This window comes from Botrimarina mediterranea, from assembly GCF_007753265.1.
Lineage (GTDB): Bacteria > Planctomycetota > Planctomycetia > Pirellulales > Lacipirellulaceae > Botrimarina > Botrimarina mediterranea.
The window spans coordinates 1,520,631-1,546,359 of record NZ_CP036349.1; the positions used below are offsets into that span (position 1 = coordinate 1,520,631).

The 25,729-nt window shown below is 58.4% G+C and carries 25 protein-coding genes and 1 tRNA gene; 5 read left to right on the top strand and 21 right to left on the bottom strand.

What is annotated here, in order from left to right; translation table 11 throughout:
• Positions 1-48 precede the first annotated feature (48 nt).
• The 13 genes from Spa11_RS06005 to Spa11_RS06065 form a co-directional block, all read right to left on the bottom strand.
• Positions 49-1,881: a tetratricopeptide repeat protein gene (locus tag Spa11_RS06005; protein WP_145109355.1), complete on the bottom strand. Its 1,833-nt coding sequence runs from the start codon at positions 1,879-1,881 to the stop codon at positions 49-51.
• 210 nt (positions 1,882-2,091) lie between these two features.
• Positions 2,092-5,526 (bottom strand): hypothetical protein, encoded by a 3,435-nt coding sequence (locus Spa11_RS06010; protein ID WP_145109358.1) that lies wholly within the window; start codon positions 5,524-5,526, stop codon positions 2,092-2,094.
• Between the two features lie 41 nt (positions 5,527-5,567).
• A complete protein-coding gene (locus Spa11_RS06015) occupies positions 5,568-6,041 on the bottom strand; it encodes a DUF2752 domain-containing protein (RefSeq protein WP_145109362.1) in 474 nt (157 codons plus the stop codon).
• Positions 6,042-6,713 (bottom strand): ubiquitin-conjugating enzyme E2, encoded by a 672-nt coding sequence (locus Spa11_RS06020; RefSeq protein ID WP_145109366.1) that lies wholly within the window; start codon positions 6,711-6,713, stop codon positions 6,042-6,044. It lies immediately after the preceding gene.
• Complete coding sequence (locus tag Spa11_RS06025) at positions 6,710-8,020, bottom strand: trypsin-like peptidase domain-containing protein (protein ID WP_145109369.1); 1,311 nt, start codon at positions 8,018-8,020, stop codon at positions 6,710-6,712. The genes Spa11_RS06020 and Spa11_RS06025 overlap by 4 nt, the downstream gene beginning before the upstream one ends.
• Positions 8,021-8,023: 3 nt before the next feature.
• Positions 8,024-8,725 (bottom strand): RING finger protein, encoded by a 702-nt coding sequence (locus Spa11_RS06030; protein ID WP_145109372.1) that lies wholly within the window; start codon positions 8,723-8,725, stop codon positions 8,024-8,026.
• A 17-nt stretch (positions 8,726-8,742) separates the two neighbouring features.
• The gene (locus tag Spa11_RS06035; protein ID WP_145109375.1) at positions 8,743-9,297 is read right to left on the bottom strand and encodes a TFIIB-type zinc ribbon-containing protein; all 555 of its coding nucleotides are present in this window, start codon (positions 9,295-9,297) and stop codon (positions 8,743-8,745) included.
• 47 nt (positions 9,298-9,344) lie between these two features.
• The gene (locus Spa11_RS06040; RefSeq protein WP_145109378.1) at positions 9,345-10,409 is read right to left on the bottom strand and encodes an FHA domain-containing protein; all 1,065 of its coding nucleotides are present in this window, start codon (positions 10,407-10,409) and stop codon (positions 9,345-9,347) included.
• A 4-nt stretch (positions 10,410-10,413) separates the two neighbouring features.
• Positions 10,414-11,550 carry a Mov34/MPN/PAD-1 family protein gene (locus Spa11_RS06045; protein WP_145109381.1) on the bottom strand — a complete coding sequence of 379 codons (1,137 nt, stop codon included), beginning with the start codon at positions 11,548-11,550 and terminating at the stop codon, positions 10,414-10,416.
• A 30-nt stretch (positions 11,551-11,580) separates the two neighbouring features.
• Positions 11,581-12,771 carry a HesA/MoeB/ThiF family protein gene (locus Spa11_RS06050; protein WP_145109384.1) on the bottom strand — a complete coding sequence of 397 codons (1,191 nt, stop codon included), beginning with the start codon at positions 12,769-12,771 and terminating at the stop codon, positions 11,581-11,583.
• A gap of 1 nt (position 12,772) precedes the next feature.
• Entirely contained in the window at positions 12,773-13,174 is a 402-nt protein-coding gene (locus tag Spa11_RS06055; protein WP_145109386.1) for a DUF4190 domain-containing protein, read from the bottom strand.
• Entirely contained in the window at positions 13,171-13,479 is a 309-nt protein-coding gene (locus tag Spa11_RS06060; protein WP_145109389.1) for an EsaB/YukD family protein, read from the bottom strand. Before Spa11_RS06060 ends, Spa11_RS06055 begins: the two co-directional genes overlap by 4 nt.
• Positions 13,480-14,048: 569 nt before the next feature.
• Positions 14,049-14,133: transfer RNA gene (locus Spa11_RS06065), tRNA-Ser, on the bottom strand.
• 99 nt (positions 14,134-14,232) lie between these two features.
• On the opposite strand from Spa11_RS06065, the gene Spa11_RS06070 reads away from it, so the two are divergent.
• A complete protein-coding gene (locus tag Spa11_RS06070) occupies positions 14,233-15,312 on the top strand; it encodes a tyrosine-type recombinase/integrase (protein ID WP_145109391.1) in 1,080 nt (359 codons plus the stop codon).
• Here Spa11_RS06070 and Spa11_RS06075 read toward each other — a convergent pair.
• Positions 15,286-15,582 (bottom strand): helix-turn-helix domain-containing protein, encoded by a 297-nt coding sequence (locus Spa11_RS06075; protein WP_145109394.1) that lies wholly within the window; start codon positions 15,580-15,582, stop codon positions 15,286-15,288. The two genes, Spa11_RS06070 and Spa11_RS06075, sit on opposite strands and share 27 nt — an antisense overlap.
• Positions 15,583-16,199: 617 nt before the next feature.
• Here Spa11_RS06075 and Spa11_RS06080 point away from each other — a divergent pair.
• Positions 16,200-17,090: a type IV toxin-antitoxin system AbiEi family antitoxin domain-containing protein gene (locus Spa11_RS06080; protein ID WP_145109397.1), complete on the top strand. Its 891-nt coding sequence runs from the start codon at positions 16,200-16,202 to the stop codon at positions 17,088-17,090.
• Here Spa11_RS06080 and Spa11_RS06085 read toward each other — a convergent pair.
• The 7 genes from Spa11_RS06085 to Spa11_RS06105 all read right to left on the bottom strand — a co-directional run bounded on the left by Spa11_RS06085 (position 17,067) and on the right by Spa11_RS06105 (position 22,077).
• Positions 17,067-17,951, bottom strand: a complete 885-nt coding sequence (locus Spa11_RS06085; RefSeq protein WP_145109400.1) for a nucleotidyl transferase AbiEii/AbiGii toxin family protein — start codon at positions 17,949-17,951, stop codon at positions 17,067-17,069. The genes Spa11_RS06080 and Spa11_RS06085 overlap by 24 nt on opposite strands.
• 308 nt (positions 17,952-18,259) lie before the next feature.
• The gene (locus Spa11_RS22805) at positions 18,260-18,433 is read right to left on the bottom strand and encodes a hypothetical protein (protein WP_197529781.1); all 174 of its coding nucleotides are present in this window, start codon (positions 18,431-18,433) and stop codon (positions 18,260-18,262) included.
• Positions 18,434-18,521: 88 nt separating this feature from the next.
• The gene (locus tag Spa11_RS23440; protein ID WP_261342289.1) at positions 18,522-18,656 is read right to left on the bottom strand and encodes a hypothetical protein; all 135 of its coding nucleotides are present in this window, start codon (positions 18,654-18,656) and stop codon (positions 18,522-18,524) included.
• Between the two features lie 20 nt (positions 18,657-18,676).
• Positions 18,677-19,570, bottom strand: a complete 894-nt coding sequence (locus tag Spa11_RS06090; protein WP_145109403.1) for a hypothetical protein — start codon at positions 19,568-19,570, stop codon at positions 18,677-18,679.
• 602 nt (positions 19,571-20,172) lie between these two features.
• Entirely contained in the window at positions 20,173-20,754 is a 582-nt protein-coding gene (locus Spa11_RS06095) for a hypothetical protein (protein ID WP_145109406.1), read from the bottom strand.
• Positions 20,751-21,137 carry a hypothetical protein gene (locus Spa11_RS06100; protein ID WP_145109409.1) on the bottom strand — a complete coding sequence of 129 codons (387 nt, stop codon included), beginning with the start codon at positions 21,135-21,137 and terminating at the stop codon, positions 20,751-20,753. Before Spa11_RS06100 ends, Spa11_RS06095 begins: the two co-directional genes overlap by 4 nt.
• Positions 21,138-21,483: 346 nt before the next feature.
• Positions 21,484-22,077 (bottom strand): tyrosine-type recombinase/integrase, encoded by a 594-nt coding sequence (locus Spa11_RS06105; RefSeq protein ID WP_145109412.1) that lies wholly within the window; start codon positions 22,075-22,077, stop codon positions 21,484-21,486.
• An 815-nt stretch (positions 22,078-22,892) separates the two neighbouring features.
• Here Spa11_RS06105 and Spa11_RS06110 point away from each other — a divergent pair.
• The 3 genes from Spa11_RS06110 to Spa11_RS06120 all read left to right on the top strand — a co-directional run bounded on the left by Spa11_RS06110 (position 22,893) and on the right by Spa11_RS06120 (position 25,686).
• Positions 22,893-23,669: an AsnC family protein gene (locus tag Spa11_RS06110; RefSeq protein ID WP_145109415.1), complete on the top strand. Its 777-nt coding sequence runs from the start codon at positions 22,893-22,895 to the stop codon at positions 23,667-23,669.
• Positions 23,670-23,753: 84 nt separating this feature from the next.
• On the top strand, positions 23,754-25,460 hold the full coding sequence (locus tag Spa11_RS06115; protein ID WP_145109419.1) for a hypothetical protein: 1,707 nt from the start codon (positions 23,754-23,756) through the stop codon (positions 25,458-25,460).
• 13 nt (positions 25,461-25,473) lie between these two features.
• The gene (locus Spa11_RS06120; RefSeq protein WP_145109422.1) at positions 25,474-25,686 is read left to right on the top strand and encodes a hypothetical protein; all 213 of its coding nucleotides are present in this window, start codon (positions 25,474-25,476) and stop codon (positions 25,684-25,686) included.
• The last annotated feature ends 43 nt before the right edge of the window (positions 25,687-25,729 follow it).

The window sequence follows — 25,729 nt, forward strand, 5'->3', positions numbered from 1 at the left end:
GTTCCGAAGGGAACGAAAGATGGTTTGAGCAACGGGCGGGGGCGCCGTCTAGAATCCGGCTTGTCGTCGGTGGACCTCAGCGAGTTGAGGTTGCGCTGTGGCTTCGTAAGCCTTTGCGAGCGATCGATGAACGTCAACGGCGTCGGGCAGCCCGTTGAGGGCGTATTCGAGGTCCGCGATGGCGTCTTCCCAACGGCCCAGGGCGAGCAGCGCCTGACCACGGGTTTCGCGGAAACGGAAATCGTCCGGCGCCAGATCGAGCGCGCGACCGACCGCCTCCAACGCCGCTTGGGGGTCGGGATTGGGCTCTTGAAGAAGGGTCCACGCGTAGTTGTTCCAGACCACTGCCTTGGCGTTCTCGTGCTCGATCGCCCGCTGGAAGGCGGCGCGGGCGCTGACGATGTCGCCCCGGGCCGCGGCGATGGTCGCCATCGCCGTGGTGAGCGGTTCGGGCGTTGCATCAGAAGACGACAGTTCGTCCCAAACCCGTTCGACATAGCGAGAAGTGGTCCGATCTTGCACGATCCGTCCGATGAGGGCGTTCGTCCATGTGTCCGGGGCGCCGAGTCGAATGGCTTCGACGATGATCGTTGCCGTTTTCGCCGGCGCCGTCGTCGGGGAGTTGAGGAGTTGCTCGGCTTCTTCGCGCCGGTGCTTCGACAACAGCTTTCGTGGCTCTTGATCGTCAGGACGAGACATTAGCCACGCGCTAAGCGCCGCTTCTAGTTGATCCTCTTCGCCCAGCACCTCGGCGGCGAGAGCCCAGGATTCGAAGTCGTCGGTCCTAGCCGTATCCCGCCACTTGCGATCGGCGGCCATTTCCAAGACGACGCGGGCCTGATCGCGCGCTGCCATAAGGTCGCGGACCTGCGTCAAGAGCCGTAGGCGCAGAACAGCCGCAGGCCCCGGGTTGTCGGAGTAGGGCTCCAGCAACTCAATTGCAGTCACCATGCGACCGGTCGACGCCAAGACATAGGCACGCAAGAGAGCGATCCCGTCGCTGGCGATGTCGAGCTTCATGAGTTGTTCAAGATGCTGCTCGGCGAGAGCCAGGGAAGCCAGGCGATCGGTTGAATCGGAGGGTGCGCCCGCGACATCGACTCGACCAGACGCCAAATGCCGGGCGATCCACAAGTGCGCCGGGGCGTAGCCAGGGCTATCGAGCGTCGCCAACCGCTGCATCCTCATGTAGGCTTCTTGCAGGTCGCCGTCGTCTGCCAGCTTCAATGCCGTTCGATAGTCGGTGCGTCGCGTGTCGATTCCGAGTTGCGCGAGCTTTCGCTCAAAGAGCTCGACCATCGCGTAGTCGCCCGCATTTGCCGCGTCGCGTACCGCGATCTTGTAGCGTTCGGCGATGTCCTCCTTGCCGATCATCGCGCCATGTACCGCGACGAACGCGAATGGCAGGGCGAACACCAAGGCCGGCGCTGCGAGCAGCAGTTCGTGCGGCCGCCGTGTCGCGAGCCAAGCGTTCGCAAATCCCAAGAGGCTTGCGATGGGCAGCCACAGGGGTTTCGAGATTGTGGCCAAGAAGACGAGAACGCCGTCGAGATTCAGCCGCTCGGCGAGACCGTAGATCGCCGCGCCGGTGCGGCCAAGGAATCGTCCGATGACATAAAGCGGTCCGCGTCCAGTTCCAGATGGAAGGAACCGCCCCACCAATCGCCCAAAGAAGATCAGCGGCCAGAGAACGATGCGGACGGTCTGCACCACAAAGGACTCGAGGCCCTCGAAGCTGTCGAAAGCTGAAAGTACCCCTTCCCCGGCGCGTCCGATGAGGTTCTCAATCGGCCCGATCACCGAATCCCAGGCCGCGCCGATCTGGCGGCCACGCGTTGCGCACCAATCGGCGATTCGGTAGCGGAGGGGAGGGCGGGACATCGCGGAGGCGGAATCCGGTCGGGAGTGGCGACTGGTAAAACGGCCAGTTTACTTCGCTGCCCGGAGCGGCGGCAAACAGACTGACCACACCTCCCGCGGTCGCCCCAACCGACCGCCGATACCCCTACAGGCGGTGTATCCGTCTCCAGGGACAGACGCCTTCCACCTCCATCGATTTGGTCGCGTTTCAACGGGGCTGGTTACGTCCGGCTAGGGTTGGCGCCAAGTGATGGCCTTAGCATCGTTAGCCCATCGCCAAGCAACAACACTGTGGGAGCCGGTTCGGATCGGCGTCCCCTCACGGAGCACGGGAAGTAGTGGTGATTCGGAAAGCAGCGGTCCACTGAACTCCAACGCCCCATAACTCCGTTCTGCCTTTTCGACCTCCAACCAATGGGCGCCGAAACCCTCGACACCGGGAACCTCGACGGCGACCTGGAGTCGTTGGCCAGGGCTTGATTTCAGAGTGCGAAACGCGGCGAAGAGACCATCCACGAAGACTCGCTCGGCAGCGATATCCGACTCATCGAAGTACTTCAGTTCGACCCGGTCGTCGACAGAATCTTCTAGTTCGCCGGCTTTCCCCCAAGCGCTGAGCAAGTCGGCTTGGTTGCGGTAGACGACGGACATGAGGTAACCGCCCGGCGGCTTGAGTCGGACAGCTCCCTCATGACCCGAAAAGAGACGAGCCGCAAGTTGCCGAGCGACGACCTCTCCCCCCTCACGGCCGCCATTGGTCCAAGCCGAGACGCCCACCGCCACCCAACTCGGGGGCGCATCGACGAGGGTCGCCCACGGAGGACTTCCATCGTTGACGCGGAAGCCCTCATTAGGTCGCGAGCTTCTCGTCACTACCCAAACCGTAGCGTCTCCCACCGCCAGGGTGGCGACCTGCTCAATCCCCACAGCGTGGGCGGCGACGCTCCTTACAGTGCTTTGCGGCCGTTCCTCTAATTGGTCGATAGCCTCCCGGATATCGGGCGAAGTAATGGCTCTGGGTTGGGCGGCATAGAGAACCGCAACGGTTTGTGATGCGCCGTAAGGTAGCGAGACCGGGAACTCGTCGTGCAGGCTCTCGTACTCTGCCGAAAGAAAACGCGGCCCCATCAAGTCATGTTGGTACAGCCGGGTAAGCGACGGATTGGCGATAGCGACCTTCCTAGCGGATCGCTGAGCGGATGCCACATTGCCTGTGGCGGCGTAGACGATCGCCAAGAGGGCTTCGTCCTCGCGCGAGTCGGCAAATTGCTTGGCGGCGCCGTGCTCATGGATTTGCAGCAGCGCGATCAAACGCTGATTCTCTACCGCGTCGAACTCGTATGCGGCAAGGTCGTGCGGCTTATTTAGGATAATCTCGCTCGAATGCCGCAGATACTCGTGATAGTCCTTGCGGGCCCAGGCGGATCGGCTCTTGGAAAGTAGAATCGCTGGGGCCGCCTCGGATTGTGATTCATGCAACGCCCAAAGCTGTTGCAGCGAGTCCCATTCTTTCCGGTCGATAAGCTCGTAGCTGAGCCGATCAAAGGCTTCAGCGGGGTCGTCGGCGCTCTCGTAGTAGGCGCGCCATTCGCCGGCTTTCAGACACGCGTTGAGCTGAGAATGCCGGTAGATCCAGCCGTACTGGTCTTCCACCGAGTCCGCCGCTCGCTTGAAGTGACGCGCCGCTTCGCCGGGGCGGCCTTCTATCAGAGCGATTTCTCCGGCCAACGCGGCGAGACTCGCGTCTCCCGCATCGGCGGCCTGCGCCCGATCATTGAGCGACTTCAATACATCGAGTCGGCGTTCACTGGCGGCGAGACGGACAAGGCTATCGAGCGCATCGTCATTTGGCTCGGTCCCCGGGTAAGCCTGCTCCCATCGACCAGTGCGATAGAGGAGCCTCACGAGGTCATTGGAAAGCGACTCCCTCAGGTACTCGGAGTCTTCGTCCAGGTCCTTGCCGTCAAGCTTTTGGAGAGTCTTGCGAATTAGTTCCTCTGCCTCGTCGGTACGCCCGCCTTCTCCGAGAACTTCGGACATACGAAGAGCGACCTCAGCGTCCTCCGGCTTTGCTTCGAATCGTTTGGCGACAACGTCGTGGAGCTCTTCGGTTGAGACCGCAATCTGGCCGTCGTCGTAGGCGTAGAAAAACTCCTCGAAGGCCGATTCCGGATCGGGCAGGACCTCGATGGCGCCGGCGATTTCGCCGGCCGACGCCGCGGCGTCAAGGTAAGACCAAACGTACGCCGATTGACCCTCGGAGGTCTTGATGGCGCTCAGGTAACTAGCCATCGCGTCGGCGTAGCGACCGTCCATGTAGTGGAGGGCGCCGCGGGCGTTGTGATATCCGTCCGTATCGGGCGCCGACTCTTGCAAATAGTCCGCCAGCACTCGGAGCCCGTTGTAATCTTGGTAGCCAAGTGAAGCGGCGGTTTCGGCCGCAACGACGGCGGGGTCATCGCACCTGCGCAATAACGGAAGCACTTGCTCCTTCTTATCGTCGGCCAGACCGATCAACGTCTTCAATAGGGCCGTCGTGTCGGCGGGGGTGCTGCGCAGTACTTCACGCCACATGACGAGGGACTCTTCCTTCCGGTTGAGTCGGGCAAGAAGTTCGGCCTGGATCCGACACGCGCTGGCCGAAGGCCCGATCAAGGTGGCGTAGGCCCTGGCGTGATTCAATGCTTCTTCACGAGCATCTTCCTTGATGCAGTTGTGAATGCCGAAGTAGGCGCCGGGAAAACGGTCGGGGGCCTGGACCGCCTTGAAGCACCGAAGCGCATCCTCCCACCTTCCTGCGGATTGCCATCGATAGCCGGTCAGGAGGAGACAATAGTCTCGCAATTCGCCGCTAGGAACTACCTGCTCCGCTTCTTTGAGACGCCGACCAGCCAAGTCGCCGTCGCCATTAGCAGCGATTGCTTCGTCAGCCTCCCTGACAGCCGTCAGCCACGGACCGAATTGGTCCTGATTCGACGCCAGGACCGTCTGTATCCACGCCGCGATGAACTGCGTATTGGTCAATCCAAGATCGAGCCTCTGCCAGTCGTAGAGTTTCCAGGTGCTTCCAACGCGGCCCAGGAGGAGGCGACATTCGAACTGCTCCTCATCGTCCGGGTACGTGCTGACAATGTAGACCGTTCGGGTGTCGGGATCGCCTGCAGGTGTCTCCACGCCGACGATAGTCGGGGAGCACCAGAACGGTTCGACCGATACGCCGACGGCTTGGCGACGCGCCGCCGGTTTGTCGATCGGATCAATGCCGAAGTAACCACCGTGCAATTCGACCAGCCGATGAAGGCGTTTGGAGTCGACGAGCTTGACGAAGCCGGCGTCATCGTCGTTGGCCGAACACTCGGCGATCTTCTCAATCACCGACTGAATCTCGGCATACTCGTCGTCAGACGGCGGCGCATTCGCCCCGTCGAAGTCGGAGAAGACGCGGTAAGATTCGGCGAAGACTTCGTCGGATGAACGTGGCGCCAAGACCACAGCCGGACGATTCTTCTCGGCGATGATGGCGGCGATCTTAACGAGCATGGCGCCAGACGCGCCAACGCCGACGAGAACCGCGAGGGCGCCGAGGACATAAACGCCAACCCTTCGCTTCTTGCGCGGCGGCTCGTCGATGGAGAGCCACACCACTTCGTCTTGTCGTTTATCCACCGAACCTTCCGCTTACCAGATAATGAAGTTGTCGTAGCCGTTTAGTACCCAAATGTCTTGAGACACCAGTTTGCCAGGAGCGCGAAGATGAGCGTCGATCCAAACAGCGTCTTCCAAAGGTCGGGAGTTGGGCGCCTGGGGCCGCTTAGTTCATAGAGTCGATACGGGACCTGCACGGCCACCGCCAAAGCCATCAGCCAACCGACGCGATGGAAGGAGAGCGAACGAGCAACGTTCCCCTCGGCCAGGGCGACAAAGCTCCTCGTGAGACCGCAGCCGGGGCATTCGACGCCGAACCACGCCCGACTCATGCACAGGGGCGGGAGCTTGAACCCCTCGCCAAGGGGCGCCTCGACGTTGCCGTTTCCGTTGAGTCGGAGGCAGCACGCAAGCGTCAACACGACGACGCCAACGGCGAGCATCTCCCAGTGACGCCGCCGGTACGAATCGTCGGACACGGGGTCTTCGACGACAATCAGGACGGGGTCCTCGGCGTTCTCGGTGGCGACGCTCATTCAGGACTCCACGATCGGCTGAAGCTCAAATTCTTCTTGGCAGGCGGGGCAGTTGGTGCGGCGGCCTATCCAGTTGGCGTTGATTCGGAACCGTTTGTGACAGCTCGGGCAGGCCGTCAGATTCTTGGCGGGCTCGGTTGACGTCTCGACGGCCGCCGGCGCCGAGGGAGGTTGACTGTTTGTGACCTCGTGAGCCGAATCCGTGTCATGCTCTTCGGGCAACAGGCTTACGCTGTCTAGCGGCAATTTATCCTCATTCTCGGCGACCCAGCGCGCCGCCTCGCCGTTGAGAGGGCTTTTGACATTGTAGCTCTGGTAAGCAAGTAGCTCGCCGATACGCATCACGATCGATTGCAGCGGCTCTCCCGGGCTCCAATGGTCGCCCACACAGATCGCATGGGGCGCGATGTTCGGATGAAATACCGGCGTCAGCATTCGGCACATCGGAGGGGTCCGCGGATAGTTCCGCGGCAGCACGATCTCGACGGTGTGGGTCGCCGCCGGCTTCAGTTCGCCGGCAACGCTCCGCAAGCTGTTGATGCGATACTCCAGTTGATAACGCTCCGGCGGGTCCCCTTCGCACTGGAGGACCCTGACTCGGGGGTGCGCGCGGACATACTCACGCAGTTGAGCGTGATCGGCAGACAGGCGTTTCAGGCGGACGGTGCTCATGGCGCCGGGGCAGTTGTGTCGGTGGGGTCGTCAGTGGATACGTCGGGGTTTCGCTTCGGCAGGCCGATCTCTTCAGGCGCCAATTCGATCAGCGCTTCATAGGCGATGGAGAACCCGAGGCCTTCGGCGAAGCGCTTCTCGGCGGTCATCGTATTAATGCCCACCAGCCGCCCTGATGCGTCGTAGAGTCCGCCGCCGCTGTTGCCGGAGTTGATCGCGGCCGAGGTTTGCAGAATGCGATAGCTGACGCCGCCGCGCGTTTGACGGCGGACCTGCGAGATGCTGCCGGACGTGTGCGTCCAACCGAGGCCATGCGGGTTGCCGATCGCAAAAACTGGGTCGCCGACGACAACGTCCTCGTCGGCGTTCCAATGCGCCTCATCGACAACCCCGGTTGGCAGCCGCGCAGATATCAAGGCCAAGTCGATTCCGTCCGGCGCCACCCAGACGACCGAAGCCGGCGCCTGTACCGCCGTGATCGATCCCACCGTGAGCCGCGCCATTCCCGAGAGGTCCGCGAGGGCTGTCGTTGTTCCACTCGTATAGGCGCCGTCGATGACGTGACGATTCGTGACGATGTAGCTCAGGCCATCGACAACCCGTAGCACCACTCCCGAGCCAATCCCCATCCTGCCGATCCCCATATTGGAGTTGATCATGACATTCGCCCGCATCGCGCGAGCGATGTGGCTGGGCAGGCTATTGAGGGATTCGTCATCGATCGCCATTTCAGCGAACGAGGTTTGGTTACTGGGGCCGCCCATGTAGTACGAGAGCCCCACGGCCCATCCAACGATGTCGGCCAGCCCGAGCGCCATTGCGAAGGCGGCGAGGACAACGCCTCGCTGGTTCGGCCGGTGGGTAACCAGCGCGATGCACGCCACGAGCATCGCGATCGCCCCCGTGATCAGGCCAAACAGCGGGGCGCCGAGAATCGCGATGGCGATCGCCCACAGGCTCGCCCGGTTCCACCGCGGCTTGAGGGCGTCGATGCCCCCCTTCGGCGGGACGGGAGCAGGAAGCGGCGTCACAGCGCGAAGGTCATCGGCAGAGACGCGGATGGAAACTTGTTCGAGCCGTTCGTTGCTTGCCCGAGACGCGGTGCACTCGTAAGCCGTGCAACCCCGTTCGGGAACCCAACACCCCTGATGGTGGACCGCGCCGCAATCGCGGCAGACGGCGACCGCTTCTCCAACCGACAGCACCTTGGAGCACGCGGCGCAAAGCGTCCCTGCCTCGCGCTCTTGAGCGATTGAGAGTCTTGGGGCGGGGGCGGGTTCGCCGGTTGATTCCGTTTCAGGGGTCACAAATCAGGTCGATTCGGCAAGGATGAAGAGGGCCATGAGGATCGAATAGAACACCGACAATCCGAGCGACGTCCATCCGAGGATAATATAGATCGGACCACATTTGGCGATTTCAGCTCGCTTAGGGATGACATAGGCGGCGGAGAGAATCGCTGTTAGCGGCGCAACACACGCCAGTAGGGACGTGACGAACAAGCCGACGACGATCCGCTTCATCCCATCGCGTTGATTGACCTTCGACGACTGGCGTCGGAGGTCGTCTCGCGACATCGGATCGACCGAATCGAATTCCGTGTGACAATAGCGGCAGCGCAGAGCGATCGCCTTTATCTCCTCGCCACAAGCGGGGCATTGCTTCTTATCCCCCCAAGCAGTCATCGGCGTGGCCGCGGACTCCCCCTTGTCGAGCGCCGGCGCCTGCGCGCAGCCGTACGAGCCGCAGCCCCCCATCTCGCTCCAGCAATCGCGGTGATGCAACTGATCGCAGTCGGGGCATGTGACGCATTCCTCCCCCGCCGTCATTGCCGTTTGGCAGATGGGGCATTTTACGGGGCGATCCGCTGTGATCGGCGTTGAAGCGATGGCGACGCCGTCGGCGGTGAGCGCCAATACCCTGCGGCAGCTTGGGCATCGTAGCGAGCGCGCGGACGCGTCCGGTGGCAAGCTCACCGCGGCGCCGCAGTCGCAGTTCAGCGAGGTAAGCATAGGAAGGCCGCCGTCGATTAGAGCCCGCCGTTCTCGTTGAGCGCAGCAAGCACCCCGATCAGGAGGTTGAAGAGGAAGGAGATCAACATCACAACGGCGATCACGGTAAACATCTTCTTGGCCTTGGGGCTTCGCTGCGTCGAATAGACGATCGCCACGATGCACCCGATCATGGGGCACAGAATAGCGACGATCCAGTCGAAGACTCCAAGTTTGGCGTCAGGATCGTTCTTGAGCTTCCTCTTCTCTGCCTTCGCCAACTCCGCATCGAAGAACTCGCCGCAGAAACGGCATTTCGCCGCGTTGGCATGGATCATCTCGCCGCACGCCGGGCACGGCTTACGGTCCGCACTCGGCGCGGCCGGCGTCGATGCAGTGATCTCCGATTCCTGGTCGAAATCCCCCCAGGCGTCGTCGGCAGGAGGGGCTTCCTCGATCGGGTCGAGCTCTGCACGTGGCATGGGGACGACGATCGGGCCCTGGCACTTGGGGCACTTCGCCTTCTTGCCAGCGGCGGAGTCGGAAGTCTTGAGAGTCACGCCGCACGAGGGGCAAGTGACGGTAATAGGCACGGCAGGCTCCGTAGTTGGGGACGGGCTAGAGAGTCGTCGTTGTTTGACTAATCCGGGTTCGCTTTCAGCGAAAACTGCAGCACGGTCTTTCCGAGAACGACTTGGTCGCCGTCACGGAGCACGTGACGACGCACCGGAACGCCGTTCACGTAGGTCCCGTCGGGCGACTCGTTGTCCTCGAGCTCGAAACGCCCGCCACGGTTGACGATTTGTGCGTGTCGCGGCTCGATGGCGTCGTCTTTGAACAGATAGATGTCAGCCTTCGGCGAACTGCCGAGCGAGGTTGTGTCCTTAAACAGAATGAATTGCTTGCCGGCGAGCGGGCCCTTGAGCATCTGCAACCAAGCGGTCTTGGTCCAACCCTCGACCAAGCCGACAAACAGTCCGACGAACAGGCCGATCGAGCCAAAGCCTACGGCGCGGCTGTAGGTCGCCTGGCCGTCCTCGGCAGTCAACACGAGGCTGATAGGGTCGAACAGCAAGCCGCCGACGAGGCCACCCAGGCAGCCCCCGACGACGCCGTTGATGATGACTTTCTTCTCACGCAGCGCAATTCCCTGACCGAGGCCGGCGGGAATGCCGGCCACCGCCCAAGCCGCCGCTCGTCCCATCATCAGCACCAAGAAAGCTACTCCCGTAGGCATCCCGTTGGGATCGAGTCCATCGTCGATGGATAGCGAGGCTAGGCTCGCGAAACCAAAGATGAACGCCGCGGGGATCAGGGCGACCAAGCCCCCAAGAAACCCAACTCCTAATCCCACAAACCCACTCTTCATCGCACGCAAAGGGTTTCGGCAGATGAGCCCTTCAGCCGCCCCTAAGAACAGACCGACGCACCCGGCAATCATCGGGAAGACCAGCAATAAAGCCGCGTTGGCTTCCTCGTCGTCGCTGAAATCATCGATGGAGGGTTCAATCAGAGCCCACCCCAACAACGCGCCGCACAACGACGCGATCGACAAGTAGAACCAGTTCGCATAGATCACCCGCACGATCCATGATCGCTCGTCTTCAAACGAGGTGTCACGGCTGAGGTACGCCTGCATCTCGACGAATTGGTCAACCTCGGGCGTGTTGAGGTCGCCTTTGGTGATCCGTAGCGGCTCGTTCATGGTTTCACTCACCGTCCTCTTGTGGGGCGTTGCTCGCAGGCTCACCCACCGTCGGAGCTTGGTCCGGAGCGGCGGGCGGCGGCGGGAGTGATTTTGTCGGCGCGGGCGTTGTCGAGGGAGCGCCGACTCCCGCTTGCTTCTCGGCCAGATAGACTGCCAACGCACGGCGTTCGAACTCGTCGTAACCAAAGCGGTCGCCGATCTGCTGGAGCGCGTCGATGCAGTCGCGGAAACCGCGTTCGATCTGCCGTTGAGCCTTCAGCGTCTCGTCATTGGAAGACGCGTCCGTGTCGCGGGCCGCTTTGGCGAGTCTTTCCGACGCCGAAGCGAGTTCCTTCAGGCGGTTCGATACGACCGCCAAACTCTCTTGGAGGCCGAGCTTCACGAGTTTGTTGACCCCGTAGTGAGCGACGACGCCGTCGACGACCCGTTGACGCTCCCATGAGGTTTGCAGTCGCGAAGAGGTATGCCCCAGCAAGAACGCGAGCGCGCTCAGCAGCAGCAAGGGAACAAGCCCTGTGAACCAGGCCGCTTCAGCGGTCGAAGGTCGACCTGCTGGCGGATTCTCTTGCTCGGTTTCGGGCCGGCGGACCGAGTATTCGTGCAGTTGCGTGAGCCGGATGGAATCGCCGACCCAGTAGTGTGGCAGCGCAGCGGTGGTCCCGTTACGCCAGATAAAGACGCCTTCTTCGTTGCGGACCGGATCAATGACGTACGCCACCTGACCCGGGCCGGAGAAGAAGTGCTCGTGGATGAAGCGGTCACGGTCCGAAAGGAAGACGCCGAAGTTCGGGTGGGAGTGATACCAGCCGACAATCTGCTTGTCAGTGAATTTGGTGTCCATCTCCTGGTTGATCTGCGACCAAGACTCGTGCGTGAAGGTCACCTCGGCGAACTTGCTCGTCGCGGTGTCGCAACAGACGCAGTCCTCAACGACGACGTACGGACCGTCACCGTCCTTCAGGAGTCGTCCCACCAACACGCCGCAGATTTCGATCGCGGCGTCGGCGCCGGCGTGACTCAGCATCTTGTCCCGCGCAGCGGGACGGAAGTGCAAACGGAAGTCACTCTGCAAAGAGACGGGGAAGTCGCCGCCCTCGAGCGGTTGTGAAGCTAGGTCGCGTACATCCACTCCGCTCATGGGTTTTCAATCGTTGGGGCGCGTGAGGAGTTATTGCGGCGCTTCGTTGAGCGGTCCGAGGACTTCATGGCGGTCGCCGGCGAATTCGTAATGACGCTGCTCGCCGCCGCTGCGAACGGTCACGATGTCCCACGGCGGCACGCCTAGCTCGCCCAGTGGCGTGTCGATGAAGTCGTGATCGATGTCGATGGTATGGAAAATCTCAGGCCGGCGCGGCTCGCCACATCGCGGGCAGCGGGCGTCGGACGCCGTGGTGCGTCCGAGGGACCCCAGTCGTTGCTCGGTGTCTCCACACGCGCCGCAGACGAGCTCCCGCAAGAGGTCGTGATTCGACTCGACGACGGCCTGCGATCCCAGGTCTAGTTGGGCATGCCCCAACAGGTCCCGCGCGGTGGTTTGATGCACGGACCAATTGAGGGTTTCGATCGGTTCATAGGCTTCGTGCGTGGGGCAGTCGGCCATCCGTCGGTACTCGACGAGATAGCTCTGATGGTGCGCCCCCTCGAAGCAGTAACCCTGGCCGCTGAGCGAGGCGACGTCGTGTAGCCGCTTGAGCGCTTCCTGGACCTGAATCCCGGCGATGATCGAGGCGGTCGTTGGCGTCGTGGGGACTTTGCCTTGCTCCATCTCGTCGCGGGAGAGCAACGCACAGCTCCGCCGGGCTTCGAGCATCCGCCAGTCGACATCGCTCATGGTGCATTCGTAACACGGCCCCGTGGCCGGCTCAAAAACCCGCGCCACGCCGTCGAGCCGCTCGATGGCGCCGTCGATCCATGCTTTGCCGGTCTTGGCGGCCGCGCTGTTGATCGCGACCCGGGCCTCTCGGTTGTCGAGACCGCCGAGGATGACGTCGGCCCAGCGATACAGCCCCAGGCCGAGGTCGTAGACGATGTTGACGTCGAGCGACCGGCACCGCATGCCCTCATAGATCTCACACGCCCGCTCGGCGGCTACTTGCGCCTTGCTACGGCCAATATCCGCGGGGCGGTAGAGCACCGACCGGGAGAGGTTCGAGTGCTCGATCCGGTCCAGGTCGCAGACGACGACCCGTCCAAAACCGAGCAACGCCAAGTTCTTGACGATCTCGTTGCCCAAAGCGCCGGCGCCGATCACCAACACCTTCGCCTCGGCGATGCGTTGTTGGTCCCACCACCCGATCAGACGGAACCTAGCGAACCGATCGTCCTGAGCGTCGGGGTCGATCCGCAACACATCGTCCATGCTATCGATCGCCTCGGCTGGTGGCGTCGATGATGACGACGACGAGGGCCAACAACGACACGATCGTCATCAGCGACCCGATGATGATCCCAAACCAAGCCCGTCCGCGCCCGGACAGGCCAGGTGTCCGGTTGATCTTACGCAACGCGAACACTCCGCAAGTAGCGGCGGTGATCGCGAAGGGCAAGCCAAACAGAGGCAAGATGGCGAACAATGCCGCGTAGCCCGCCACGATCGCTGTAGCGGGTCGCCCGACCGGTAGCGCCAATCGCTCCATCGCCGATGGGGCTTCGGCGGCGGCACGCAACGACGGATCGAGGTACGACCGGCAGTGCCGGCACTTCTTGGCGACCGCCAAGATCTCCTCGCCACAGATCGGGCAGTGCTTGACGCCTTCGCTCATCGACTACCCGCGTAGCGGGCCCCGGCGTTGTCGATGCCGCCGGCGGTGATCTCCGGTTGGAGTCGGAGGATGTCGCCCTCTTGCACCTCGGCGGCGGCGAGGGTGTCGTTGTCGAGCAGTTGCCGGCCGGTCCGCTTGTGGTGAAACTTGTAGCTCATTGCCTGACCGTCCGGGCTGTGACGGGGCAGGTTCATTCGTTCGATGAGCACGGCGATTAGCCGATTCACTTCGGCGTCGATCGGGGTTTCTACCACTTGGCGCTTGTTGCCGGTGGCGTCCCAGACTTCGATCTTGATGTCGCTCATGCCGCGTCGCTCTGTTGCGATCTCTCTTGTTGCCCTTCGACAAGTGCGGACAGTGTAGTCCAAGCAACTGGTAAGAATAATGGCGATTTTGGCTTGTCCCGTGACAGTCCCCTGTCACTCCTAAGCGGCCCGCCATCGTCTTGACCGGTGGAAATGCCTCGCGAGGTTACGAGTGACGCGACGGCATTGGAAGGAACGCCAGCCAGCCACTCGCAAACTTCACATCGCGGCAGAGCTCGCAGTCTAGCCCCCTGCTTGGACTCTGCTTCAGCGTCCCCGTTTTTATCCGTGTCTTCCTCTGGCGATGGCTTGCTGGGAGCTAAGGTGGTTTGGCCGTCTGGGGCCATCGTCGCCATAACCGGCCTTATGGTTTCACCCCCGAGAAGGGCGCCAATCGAGAAACGCGCCGGCGATAAACGGCCAGCCGAGAGAGGGCCTGGGACATGGCCTGGAAGAGGCCGCCACGCCGACAGATCGACCGTTGCTGCGCGTCGGACGAGATCAGGCGGGATTATTGCGCGTTGCGAACAGGGGAGCGTGTGCGAACACAAGCCGCTGCCGCCGCCAAGCGGTCGGGGTGGGATTCGAACCCACGGAGGGTTGCCCCTCGCCGGTTTTCAAGACCGGTGCATTCAACCGCTCTGCCACCCGACCGGTGCTTTCTTTTACGTTGTTTTCCGCATTCTAGCAAGCCATACTGAAAAGTGACGACACCAGTTACGACACCAGTTGCGGAACAACGTAGGCTTACGCATGGGAAAGCCCAGCCAACCATACGCCGATTTTCCGCTGTTTGCGCATGCTAACGGACAGTGGGCAAAGAAGATCAGGGGGCGTCTGTACTACTTCGGCGTATGGGATGACCCGTTCGCAGCGCGCGAGAAGTTCGACAAGCAACGGGACTACCTCTACGCCGGACAAGCCCCGCCAACCGAATGCGAGACGCTAGGCGACGTGCTGGACGCCTTCAAGGCTGACAAGCAAAGAGCCCTGGACGAAGGCGACATCAACAGCCGTACCTTTGGCGAGTACGAAGCGATGGTCGAGACCATCGGCAAGTTGGGTCGTTATCGTTCCATCAATGGCATCGGCAAAGACGACTTGACCCGTCTGCGGGGCTTGCTGTCGAAGGGGAAGAAGGGGCAACAGGTCTCACCTGTGACCCTCAAACGGCTGCTGACGTTCGCGCGGATGGTATTCAAGTACGCCAACGACGAACACGATGCCAATATCAAGTACAGCAAGCCGTTGGCGTCCCCGGCAAAGAAGCAGATTCGAGAACGGAAGAACCAAGCAGCTAAGAAGCTCTTCACTGCCGAGCAGATCAGGACGCTACGCGACGCAGCCAGCCCGCATATCAAGGCAATGATTCTGCTGGGCATCAATGCGGGCTTCGGTCCGACCGATTGCGTGTCGTTGCTGCCTAGCGACATTCGGGACGGCTTCTACGATTCCTACCGGGTCAAAACCCAAGTCCCCCGGCGATGCCCACTCTGGAAAGAGACTCAGAAGGCAGTGGCGGCGATTGCCGGTAGCCAGTTGGTGTTCAACGGTCGCCAATGGGACCGCCACGTTTTCGCCAGAGAGTTCAAAGCGCTGTGCGAAACCTGCGGCATCTATCAGAAGGGCGTGACCGAGCCCTACACCCTGCGGCGTACGTTCGAGACCATCGCCAAGACAGCCCCCGTCAATCAGTCAGTGATTGACAAAATCATGGGGCACGAACGCCCGGATATGTCGGAGGTCTACAACCAGACCGTCTTTGACCAAGAGTTGCGGAAGTGCGTTGACCACGTCCACAAGTGGCTAACGGGTTCGCTTACCCTTTCTTGATGGTGGCGGGCTTGGCTGCCGTCCCTTCAAGAACCGATTGAGTTCGTCGCGCGGGATCAGGTAGCGTGGTCGCGGTCCCGTGGCGACATTGCTTGCCTTCAACTCGCCGCTGTTGATCCAGCCCCGAATCGTATCTTCGCTGGTTTTGAGTTCCTTGGCGGCTTCTGGGACGCTCAAGGTCTCTTGGTAGACCGTCTGCGGTTGGATGGCGTACGGCAAGAACTGGCAGTTCTGCTTAACGGACTCCAACCATGCGGAGAAAGAGTTCATGCCCCAAGCATAGGTTACCCCTCGGCGGGCTACCGCTAGCGGCTGGTCCTGACGGTTAGGGCTGAAATCCCGCCAATTTCGCGTATTCGCTAGACGGATTTGGTCCGGAAAGGCAGGAGTCGTGGCTGCCAGGGAGTCCGCTGATGCCGTAGTATATATACTACGGCATCAGCAGCTAGGGAGAACAGCCGAACACGTCGTAAGGTGTTTCGTAGCAACGACTTAGGGTGATGTGTCGTGTGCGGCGTGGTGGGGCGATGCAGTATATATACTGCATCGCCCCACCACGCCGCAGGAAGACCACCTCTGCACTCACCACCTCTGCACTCACCCCCAACTGTCGAAGTCCCGTTGTAGAGACCGAAGGCTTAGCGGCAGGAGTATATATACTCCTGCCGCTAAGCCTTCGGTCACAAAAACACCCCCCGATAGAAGGGTGCTTCTGCCAGCAGCCGTGGTAGTATATATACTACCACGGCTGCTGGCGAAAAGACGCAGTTTGATCCGTAACTCTTTCCTGGGCAACGCTTTACGTCACGAATGGAAAGTAGGTCACGCTCATTGGCTAGTAGTATATATACTACTAGCCAATGAAGGCACCTCCCAAGGGGTAAACGATGGCTGCGTTCTCTCGTAAGCGCATAAAAGCAAGCTTCGACGAATCCGGAATACGCATATGGTCGCGGCAGCCTTTGCTGCAATTCATTCAAGAGCAATGGGAGCACTGGTCACAAGATGACGCATCACCAGATTGCTTCCCGATACCGCCGATGGCGACCACAACGCAGGCACTCAACCTGCTGGTCAAGCATACGCAACTGAAGTCCGTCAGTCTCCCGTTTCCCTACCGAAGCGTCACTCGGTTCGTATGGGGTGACGTGCCGACCTACGCGATTATCCAAGCGGTAGACGCTCAGGGGTATTTCACGCACTACACAGCTATGCACTTGCATGGCTTAACCGATCAGATACCCAAAGCGATCTACTTCAATGTAGAGCAACCAGCAACAGGGGGCGGCGGCTCGCTAACGCAGGGGGGAATAGATCGCGCTTTCAAAGGTAAGTGTCGAGTCACAAATAACGTCATCAAATTCCGAGACGTAACGATTCACAAGGTCAACGGTCAAAATACTGGGCGACTCGGAGTCGAATCGTTGCGTACCGCTGACGGCTCAGCCGTCGCAGTTACTAACCTTGAGCGGACGCTAATAGATATAGCGGTGCGTCCTATCTACTCAGGTGGGGTCGCTGAGGTCGCTAATGCCTACAAAGCCGCCGCAGAAAAAGTATCGGGCAACAGGCTAACTACTTATCTGAAGTCGCTCAATTACACCTACCCATATCACCAAGTGATCGGGTACTACATGGAACGAGCAGGCACTTATTCGGAATCGCAAATCAAAAAGATACGGGCGATTCCGCGAGAGTTTGACTTTTACCTGACATACCAAATCAAAAACCCTTCTTACAATGAAGAGTGGCGTCTATTCACGCCACAAGGGTTCTAGCTTCTCGCACTGATCGCAGAGCCATGAAAAGTAGTAATCAAATTCCTGTAGATCAAAGCCGACGCTCACGGTAGCCACCACTGAGGCAAAATCCGGTTCATGGTGCTCCTTCGTGTCTTTGATTCTACCGATCCATTCAAGCGGAACCTTCTTTATGGCAAATGTCTTCTTAAGTATTTCGTGAAGTTCGGTGTCTTCAAACGCAATTCCGTAATGATTGCATATTACATGAATGTCTACAAAGTCTCTCGCCCTTGAAGCAGACGAACGCTTGCGATGCACTATCGCAGAATACTCCGGCATCTGTTGACAGATAGCCCTGATTTTCTCAGCTACGAACATCCTCGGACTGTAGCCGTAAATTGAATACCCGCCTATTTCGAAGGTCTCTTTAGCTTCGCAGAACTCGTGGCGGCTAAAGTCAACCTTGAATTTGGTGCTTCCAGCGTCGCCTTCTAAGTGATGAGCCTTTCTGCGCATCGTGTCCAGGTTGCCATTTGCGTCCTCAAACGCTTGCGGGTCAATTAGCTTGAACTCGCATTGATAACCTCCCCAGAACGACTTTAGGTCATCAGAAATTCTCGCAGGCTTTTCGCAAAACTGATAGTCGAATACGACAAGTCCAATCTCGGCAAGTGAGTCTGAAAGCGCCTTCTCTACTTTAGCTTTAAGCCATTCGAAATCCTCGAATTCGCCATCGACCGATATATCGACATCAGTCGATGCGCGGGCAGTCAACTCATACGCGAATTGAAGAAGGTTGCCACCCTTCAGGACAAGCCGCTCTCCTAAGTCGTCATCGGCAAGTATCGCAATAATGACTTGCTGTTTGACGCGGTTTATGAAGTCGATGCTTTCCATTCGGGGCTTCCAGAGACATAGGGCTACTTCCCGAAGTCTCAGCGCCGAATCAAGGCTGCGTCAATAGTAATTCTCTACTAGTCTCTACCTCAAGAGCAAAGAACCCACTGCGGGTTGCAAGGGTATCGGATTGCGACTTCAGACCGATGCGTCTGATGCTTTGACTCGACTAACCCGCCAACTACGCTAGGGCTCTGCCCAGCCGCCCCGTCACTTTGTGCGGGTCTATAGGTCACTTTGTGCCTTGGCGGGCTGATATGAGAGCCCACATTCCAGGAATCCTGGAATGTGGGCTCTTTGTCGTTTGTCTAGTTCCCATCGCCTTCGGGTTTGTCGGCGATAATGTCTTGATGACGACGTTCAATAACTTCCTGAAGCGCCTTTAAGTCGGCTAATTGCTCTTCGATCGTCATCCCCTTTGTGCGATCTACCTCCGCTTCGTACCGACGCTGCAATTCGGGATTGTCGAACTTATATCGCATTTGGTCTCCCTTGTAAGTTGAGGCGATCGCTACGCCGGATATGGCGATTGGCCTTTGTAGCCGATTTCCCCGGTCAGAGCGAATCCCGCTAGGCGTAGCACCGGGCTTCCTCAACCAGCCCCTGCGAGTCGATGTGGTCGCCTTCTAGGCGTTGCACGGTCGGGAACGCTTGAAGCCAATCAATCTTGGCTTGGAGCCATCGGCGGAATTGGGTAAGCGTCATAGGTCAAGAATAGCACGCCGTCAGTTTGGTGCGACGGAAACTGACCATGTAGTACCGACGACGAAATTGAACGTGGAGATTTGCGACATAGACCCAATAATATCGTTCTCTTCTCGGCGGTCGAATGTTGCAAGTATGGCATTGAACCGATCCGTCAGATCGCCGCAATCTTCAATAGCTTCAACGACCAAGCGCCCCAACTGCGTCAGGAATGCGCGATTGTCTTCAGATAACTCTGCCGTCTCACTCAAGACGTTGAATCGTTCATAAAAGTCAAACGATTCAACGTCTTCTGCGTCGGAGTGCGCCTTACCCACCCTTCCCGGCTCAACGTAGGAATAGGCGTGGTGCCCTGATAGCTTCCGTGGTTGACAGAAATTGGACTTCTCAATTAGTTGTCGGTTGTTGACTGCCGACCACAACTCCCCCAGCTTTGCGAAGGCAGGGCTTGCGTAAACAACAATTGCCTTACTCCCCGCCAAAGTCTCAAGTTGTTCCAGCGCCTTCTGCTGGTGGCTCATAATCTTATAGCGATAGTAAGGGCGATTCCATTGATCCCACTCACCAGCGCTTGAGGCTACCAAATAATCGGGTCTCTTATGCTGCACAAAGACGTTGAAGCGGAAGCGTGGGAAGTAAGGAAGCGCCTGATCGAGTTCACGCCACCAATCAACGCTAAGCTGTACGCCGCTTCGGCTACTCGCGTACCATAAGCGTCTAATGAACCGAAAGTGTCCGAAAAATCGGAAGTCATCGAAAAGCTCCCAGAATCTGCGATCCCTACAGAATAGGGCTGCATCGAAGCCAAGCTTCCCTTCCAATACTTGACCGGGAACATAGAGCAGATGCTTGCGACTCAACAACTCATTGTTGAGATGTTGTTCGTACTGCTTCTCTTCAAACTCACAGTCCAAAATGTGCCTCTGTGGGTAGACGACACGCGACTAGTCGAAGCCTTACTCAAATCCGCAAGATTCTAGCTGGCAGTCTCGGGAACTTCCAAGACCACCGCGACTTTGTGCCGACTCAAGGGCTGTCACTTAATCGGCACAAAAACTCGCCGGGTCGTTGTCGTTGGCTTGACTGTGATTGATCCTGCCTTGCCGTAGTTGGCTGTCAGGTATCCCGCCCGTGCGCGAGCGTAAAAATCGTTTCGTGGCTTCGCTTGCTTCGTGGTAGTCGTTTCTATCACGGCATAGACTCGCCCGTTATGGCGAACGTACCCCTTCAACTTTTCAGAGGCTAGCGAGGGCGACGCCAGCAGAGCGACAATCAATAGCGTGCGAATCATGGTCAGTCCTAGAAAGAAGAAAGCCCGCCGACTCCGGCGGGCTCCCTAGTTATCGTACTCGGCTTGCTTTCCCTGTCTCGTCAACAACGTAAGTCGCAAGTGGTCCGTTGACGTTGTACAGAGCCACTTTGTTGCCACTTGATTGCGCCGATGGTTGGTCGCCATTTGGGAAGTCCCTGAAATACGCCGCAATCGCAATCTCTTCTAACTCGTCCATAGCCTTCCTTATACTCCGCACGGGATTGAAGCCGTAGGCAGTGTGCGGTTACTGCCGACAGCCAAACGCTTGCAGCTATGCGGCAAGCAAATTACCTCTTGTTCTTCCCGCTCATTACAGAACGCCAGTATCTCGTCACGATTCACCGTGGTGACGTAGACGGCTGGATCGTCCAGGAAGAACCGGTTAGCGAAGTAAGACGCCTTCTCTTCATCAAGCGTCCACGAATAGGATCGGACTTTGCGGTAGGGGTTCTTCCCCGACACGCCCCGGAAAATTGTGAAGGCGTCACCCTCTGGCAGCGGGTCGCCAGATTCCAGTAGGCGTTGCTTGTCGGCTAGACCGAATAGAAACGGCAAGTTCTTGATAGACCAGTGACGGTTGTTTGTGCTGGTGCCTACATACGCATCCAATAGCGCGGCTTCATAGATGCCACGATCTATAAGCGAATTGATATTGGTATAGACAATATTAAGCCCCCACGGGCTTTCAAAACAGCCAAGCATTCCAGATGCGTCACCAGCATCAAAGAAGTCTAGGGCTCGCTTGTGTAGGAATGGCTCTACGTTAGGAAGTTGCAAGTCTGTCATGCCAAATCCTCAAATCGCTTCCCGTCGTCTCGACGACCGTTATCAAACCCACCGTTCAAGTCAACGCCATCAACGACGCAGTAGATTGTATAGCCGCCCTTTCCGCCACACTTGGAAAGGGTCCGATAGCAATCTTCGAGTGTTCCCGACGCGACAAGGTGCATGTCGTCTGAGTCTTCCGCCCATACCTCTAAGTGGTATGCGATATTGTCGGGATCATTGAAGTAATCCTCTGCGTCTTCCAAAGTTGGCTCGTAACGCGGGGCGTTCGCCCACTCCTGCCCAATGCTATATCCCTTTTGATATGCCGGGTGGTTAGATTGAGGGTCAATTCCTTCTAAACCATCATCAGAGCCGGAAACAAATAGTTCGCCATCACTCATAAGTCGCATTCTCCGGTTGAAAAGAAACAGGGGGTAATGCCCGATAGGGGTTGCATTCCCTGTGCCAATCGGAAAAGACGGCGTTTTCTTAACGGCGTCGTGGCTTGGCGTTGACTTGAAGCGACACGCCGGAAGCCGCTGTTGCGGCGTTACCTCACCCGTGGGCTCTGGGCATGTAGCACGCGGTCAGTGGATAGGGCTATTTATCGGCATAACCAACATTCCCCGCATTCTCGCCACTTCTCACCCCACCCTCCCAACCGACACCGTCGCTCACCGTGCTCTGGTGAGACAGCAGACGCGATGCGTTGGCGGGCGATGAATCGACCTGCAACAGACAGCAGACCTAGAAGAGATTGCCGACGACTGAGTCGTCGTCGCTCACCAGATGGGCGTATAGCGACGTGGTGGCGATATTGCTGTGTCCGACGGCGTCGCGGACTTCCACGATGCTACGCCCCGCATGCAAGGCATGGCTTACGAAGCTGTGCCGTCCGTCGTGAATGGTGACATGCCGCCCCAGAGGCTTGCAGGCGCTCTGGAACGCGAGCCTAGCGTCTTTCCGGGCGATCGGCTTCCCCGTGGACGTACAGACGAAAAGGTCGCTTCCTGTGGCTCCCTGAGCGATCCTCTGAGCCTTCCAATCTTTCAGGTCGGCGAGCGTAGCGGCGTCCCAATGGAGCGGCACAGTGCGGGCTTTCCCGCCCTTACCGATGGACTTGGGAACCCGGATCGACGGGCGAGCCCCTAGCCGGACGTTGTCGAGCGTCAGACCCGTTAATTCGCTCGCCCTGAGCCCGCAGCACGTCGCTAGACGGAACAGGATCAGTTGCCGGCGGGTCAGCGCCGATCGGCGGGCTTTGCGGGTCAGTTCGTCCAGCACAAGCCGGACTTCGGCAGCGGTCAAGATTCGTTCGCGGTCTACTTTCCAAGTCGTCATGGTGCGTTCTCTGGACTGACGGATTCCCCCTCTTTACTCAAATATGACCCCGACACGGTCCAAAGTCCAACGGATTCCCCCTCATTTCCTATGAAATGGGGGCGAATCCGTATTTCGGACATTCACAGAGCCCACGGGGCGAACGGATCGACGATTCACTCGCCGAAAATGTCGTGCCAGAATCTTGTCAAGCAGATTTCAGGATATTACGGCTGTGAGCGGGGTATGTATTAAAGGGATTATTGGGTCGGATTCCAGGTGTAACGGTTGGGGTGGGTCGGGTTGTAGGGGATGTTGGGTGTCTAATGAATGTATCAGAAATGCCGGTTGTGACGCGCGCAGTATGAACCCGGGGAGGTTCGGGGGAGGTTCGGTCAGTTTTGAGGGGGGTGAGGGGGGGTGAGGTGGGTGCGAAAAACGCATCCCACCTACAAAAACGCCGTCTTTTCCAGGCTCAAGGGGGGTCAGTAGGGTAAGCAGGGTGCTTTTACCTTAAGGACTGATAGAAATATTTTGTATGTCTACATAAATCATTCCTATATGGAAATGAGTGAAACTACCCTACTTACCCTACTGACCCCCCTTGGGTCTGCAATTGCCGAGTGTTTGTTTAGGTGGGTTGTGTTTTTGGATGAAAGCCAACCCCCCTCACCCCCCTCAAGACGTCATTAACCTCCCCCGAACCTCCCCGCAAGGTGTATTTACACAATTTACACAGAATTAACTGGATTTGCGAGTGAATCCGTGGTATTCTATATTAAGGGATTTTATGTCCATTCACACTCAGGGAGACCAGCAGACAATGAGAAACGTCAATGAAGAAAGCAACGGACTTATCTAAAACCGCCAACTCTGGCGAAAAGGGCAAAGCGTACAAGCCCAAGGTTGAGGGATACCTAGGTATCGTGGCGGCTTGCGTCGCCGACAGACTCGCCGCTTATTACAAGGGCGATAGTTATTGTGCCGACTGGCGCAACGATCTACTTGGGGCGGGCGCGAAGGCATTGATTCCTTTGCTTGCTCTCGACGACAGGGGCAAGCCGGACATTCACCGACTTAGCAAGCCTGTTAAGTACGTCCGCAAGGCGATCAAGGATGCCATCGAAGATTATTGGCAAGAGCACCACAAGGCTATTCATATGCCGGCGAGTACGCGCCGCGAGTGGGTAGAGCGAGGGGAAGAGTTACCGCAATTCAACTTTGAATGTATCAACGACGTATATGCGCCGCTGACTGAGAATTGGACGGAGGGAGAACGTACTTGGTACGCAAAGCGTACCGGCACTGAGAAGTTAATCGAAGCGGAAGAGACGATAGTTTTCTTGGAGGAATCTATCTGCGCCGATGAACTTGATAAGGCAATCATTCGCGCCAGGATGGGCGACGCGGACCTAATCATTCACGCTTGCGAAGAGATAAAGCCAATCCATGTTGCCGACGTTGCAGAGCAACTAGGTATCACTGAATGGCAAGTGCAAAAGCGGTTGGACGCGATGGAGCAACGCTACTACGCGCATCCCGACATTGATCGTCGGGTGCCGAAAGAAAACAGACAACAACAGCCCCCGCGTCAATCCTCTGACGTTGCGTGAGGCTACCCCCGCAGCCGGTGCCGTCCTTCACCGGCTGTGGGGCTTTTCTAACTTCTAGGGACACAAGGACACCAAGGACACAACATGATCGACCACTTTGAACTTATGGAGGATGTCGAAACCGACATTCTCGCGGAATGTTTTCGCATTGAAAAAAATAGCCGAGATTACATGCGCCTACTCTGCGAAGTGCTGGCGCGGCATGGGCTCACCCGGGAAGAAGCCTACGCACATTACAGCGCGGCTCTGACAGCAGACGACTGCAACGCCGAGCCAATCGACACGCAGCAATTCTACTGGCTGTACTACCAACCAGCAGAAATAGATGTCGGCAAGGAGCCTTTGCCCAAGCCGACAATTCTTATTCGTCCGCCGGAATGTGACGTGGTAGATAAGGCGACGCGTTCACTACGCGGCGCAGCAAATACCTACCAGCATGGCAACGCGCTAAGTCGCATTGCGATTGGTGAGCAGGGACCGCATATCCAGATACTGAGCGATGCTGCTCTTTGCGAATTGCTGAGCAAGCAAGCGACCTACACCGCACCGAAGCCAACGAAGAAAGACCCCTTTCGCACCGTCGAATCGTTCATCCCTGATAAGATTGTGAGGATGGTAGCAGCACGCTACCGGTGGAAGGTGCCACGGCTTCAAGCGTTGGTAGAATCCCCGGTCCTTTTGCCGGGTGGCGAGATTCTGGACCAGAAAGGATTCGACGCATCAAGCGGGCTTTTCCTCACAAGGCAGTATGACCTAGAGCCGATGACGCTGGAAGGAGCCAAGGAAGCGATTGATTACTTGATCGCGGATTTTCCGTTTGCATCGGAGAACGACAAAGCCGGATACGTCGCGGCGCTGCTCACCCCGTTCGCCCGGCATGCTTTCCAAGGTCCGACGCCGATTTTCCTGATACAGGCGAACATGGCGGGCAGCGGTAAGACGTTGCTCGCCAATCTGGTTTCTCTCACCTTCTCAGGGCGCGACGTTCTCACGAAGGCAGCGCCCGATTCCGATGCCGAGTGGCGAAAGACGATTACCGCGATCGTTGCCGAAGGATCGCAAGTCGTTCTGATCGACAACGTGGCGTCTGGCGAGACGTTGCAAAGCGCGTCGCTTGATGCAGCACTGACCGGCACGACATGGCAAGACCGGATTCTAGGCAAGTCCGAAATGATTCAAGCGCCGATTCTGTGGACACCGATTGCCACGGGCAACAATATTCAACTTACTTCCGAAATGCTTCGACGCACCCAGCCGGTGCGTTTGCTATCGACCGTCGAAAGACCCCAAGAGCGGAACGACTTCAACGAAGGTGACCTTCGCCAGTTTGCCTTGGATAATCGCGAGCAACTTATTAGCGCAGTGCTGACGATCCTTCAATCGTATTGCAAAGCGGGTCGCCCCGATCAAGGGTTGCCCGCTTATGGGTCGTTCCAAAATTGGAGCGACCTTGTCCGTAATGCCGTTGTCTACGCCGGTTGGGCGGACCCGTATCTAGCTCGGGAATGCCTGCAAGAGAGCGACCCCGAAGCCGCGCAGTTGAAGTTATTGGCGGCAGGATGGAACGAAGCCGACCCAGAGAGCGTTGGCTTGAAGGTCTCGAAGGCGATCGAGCTAGCTACACAGTTCCCCTTGCTCAAAGACGCCCTGGAAACCGTCCCTTACGAAGGTCGAGCACTAAGACTCGGCAAACTTATGAACAGATTCCAAGAGAGACCCATTGACGGACGCAAGTTTGTGGCAGTCGCCACAAGCGGAGGCGTCAAGGTATGGGCGCTCAAACCGATATGAAAAGGAACCCCAATTGCATGATGAAAAACTGATTCGGCGTGTTCTATCCGCCGAACCTTCTCGACTTGCCGAAGCAATCGAGCAAGTGCGGCGCGTCACGATTGACGCCCCGCACACGACAAACGACGCGGTGCTGACGGCAGCAGCGCAAATTGTCATCGCCGACGCCATATCTAGGGCGTCACTTCTTCTACGCGACGCTCTTGTCGTGAACCGTAACGACTGATCCGTACGCGGCGCGGGAAGTGTGCCACGTCTCGCAATGCGGA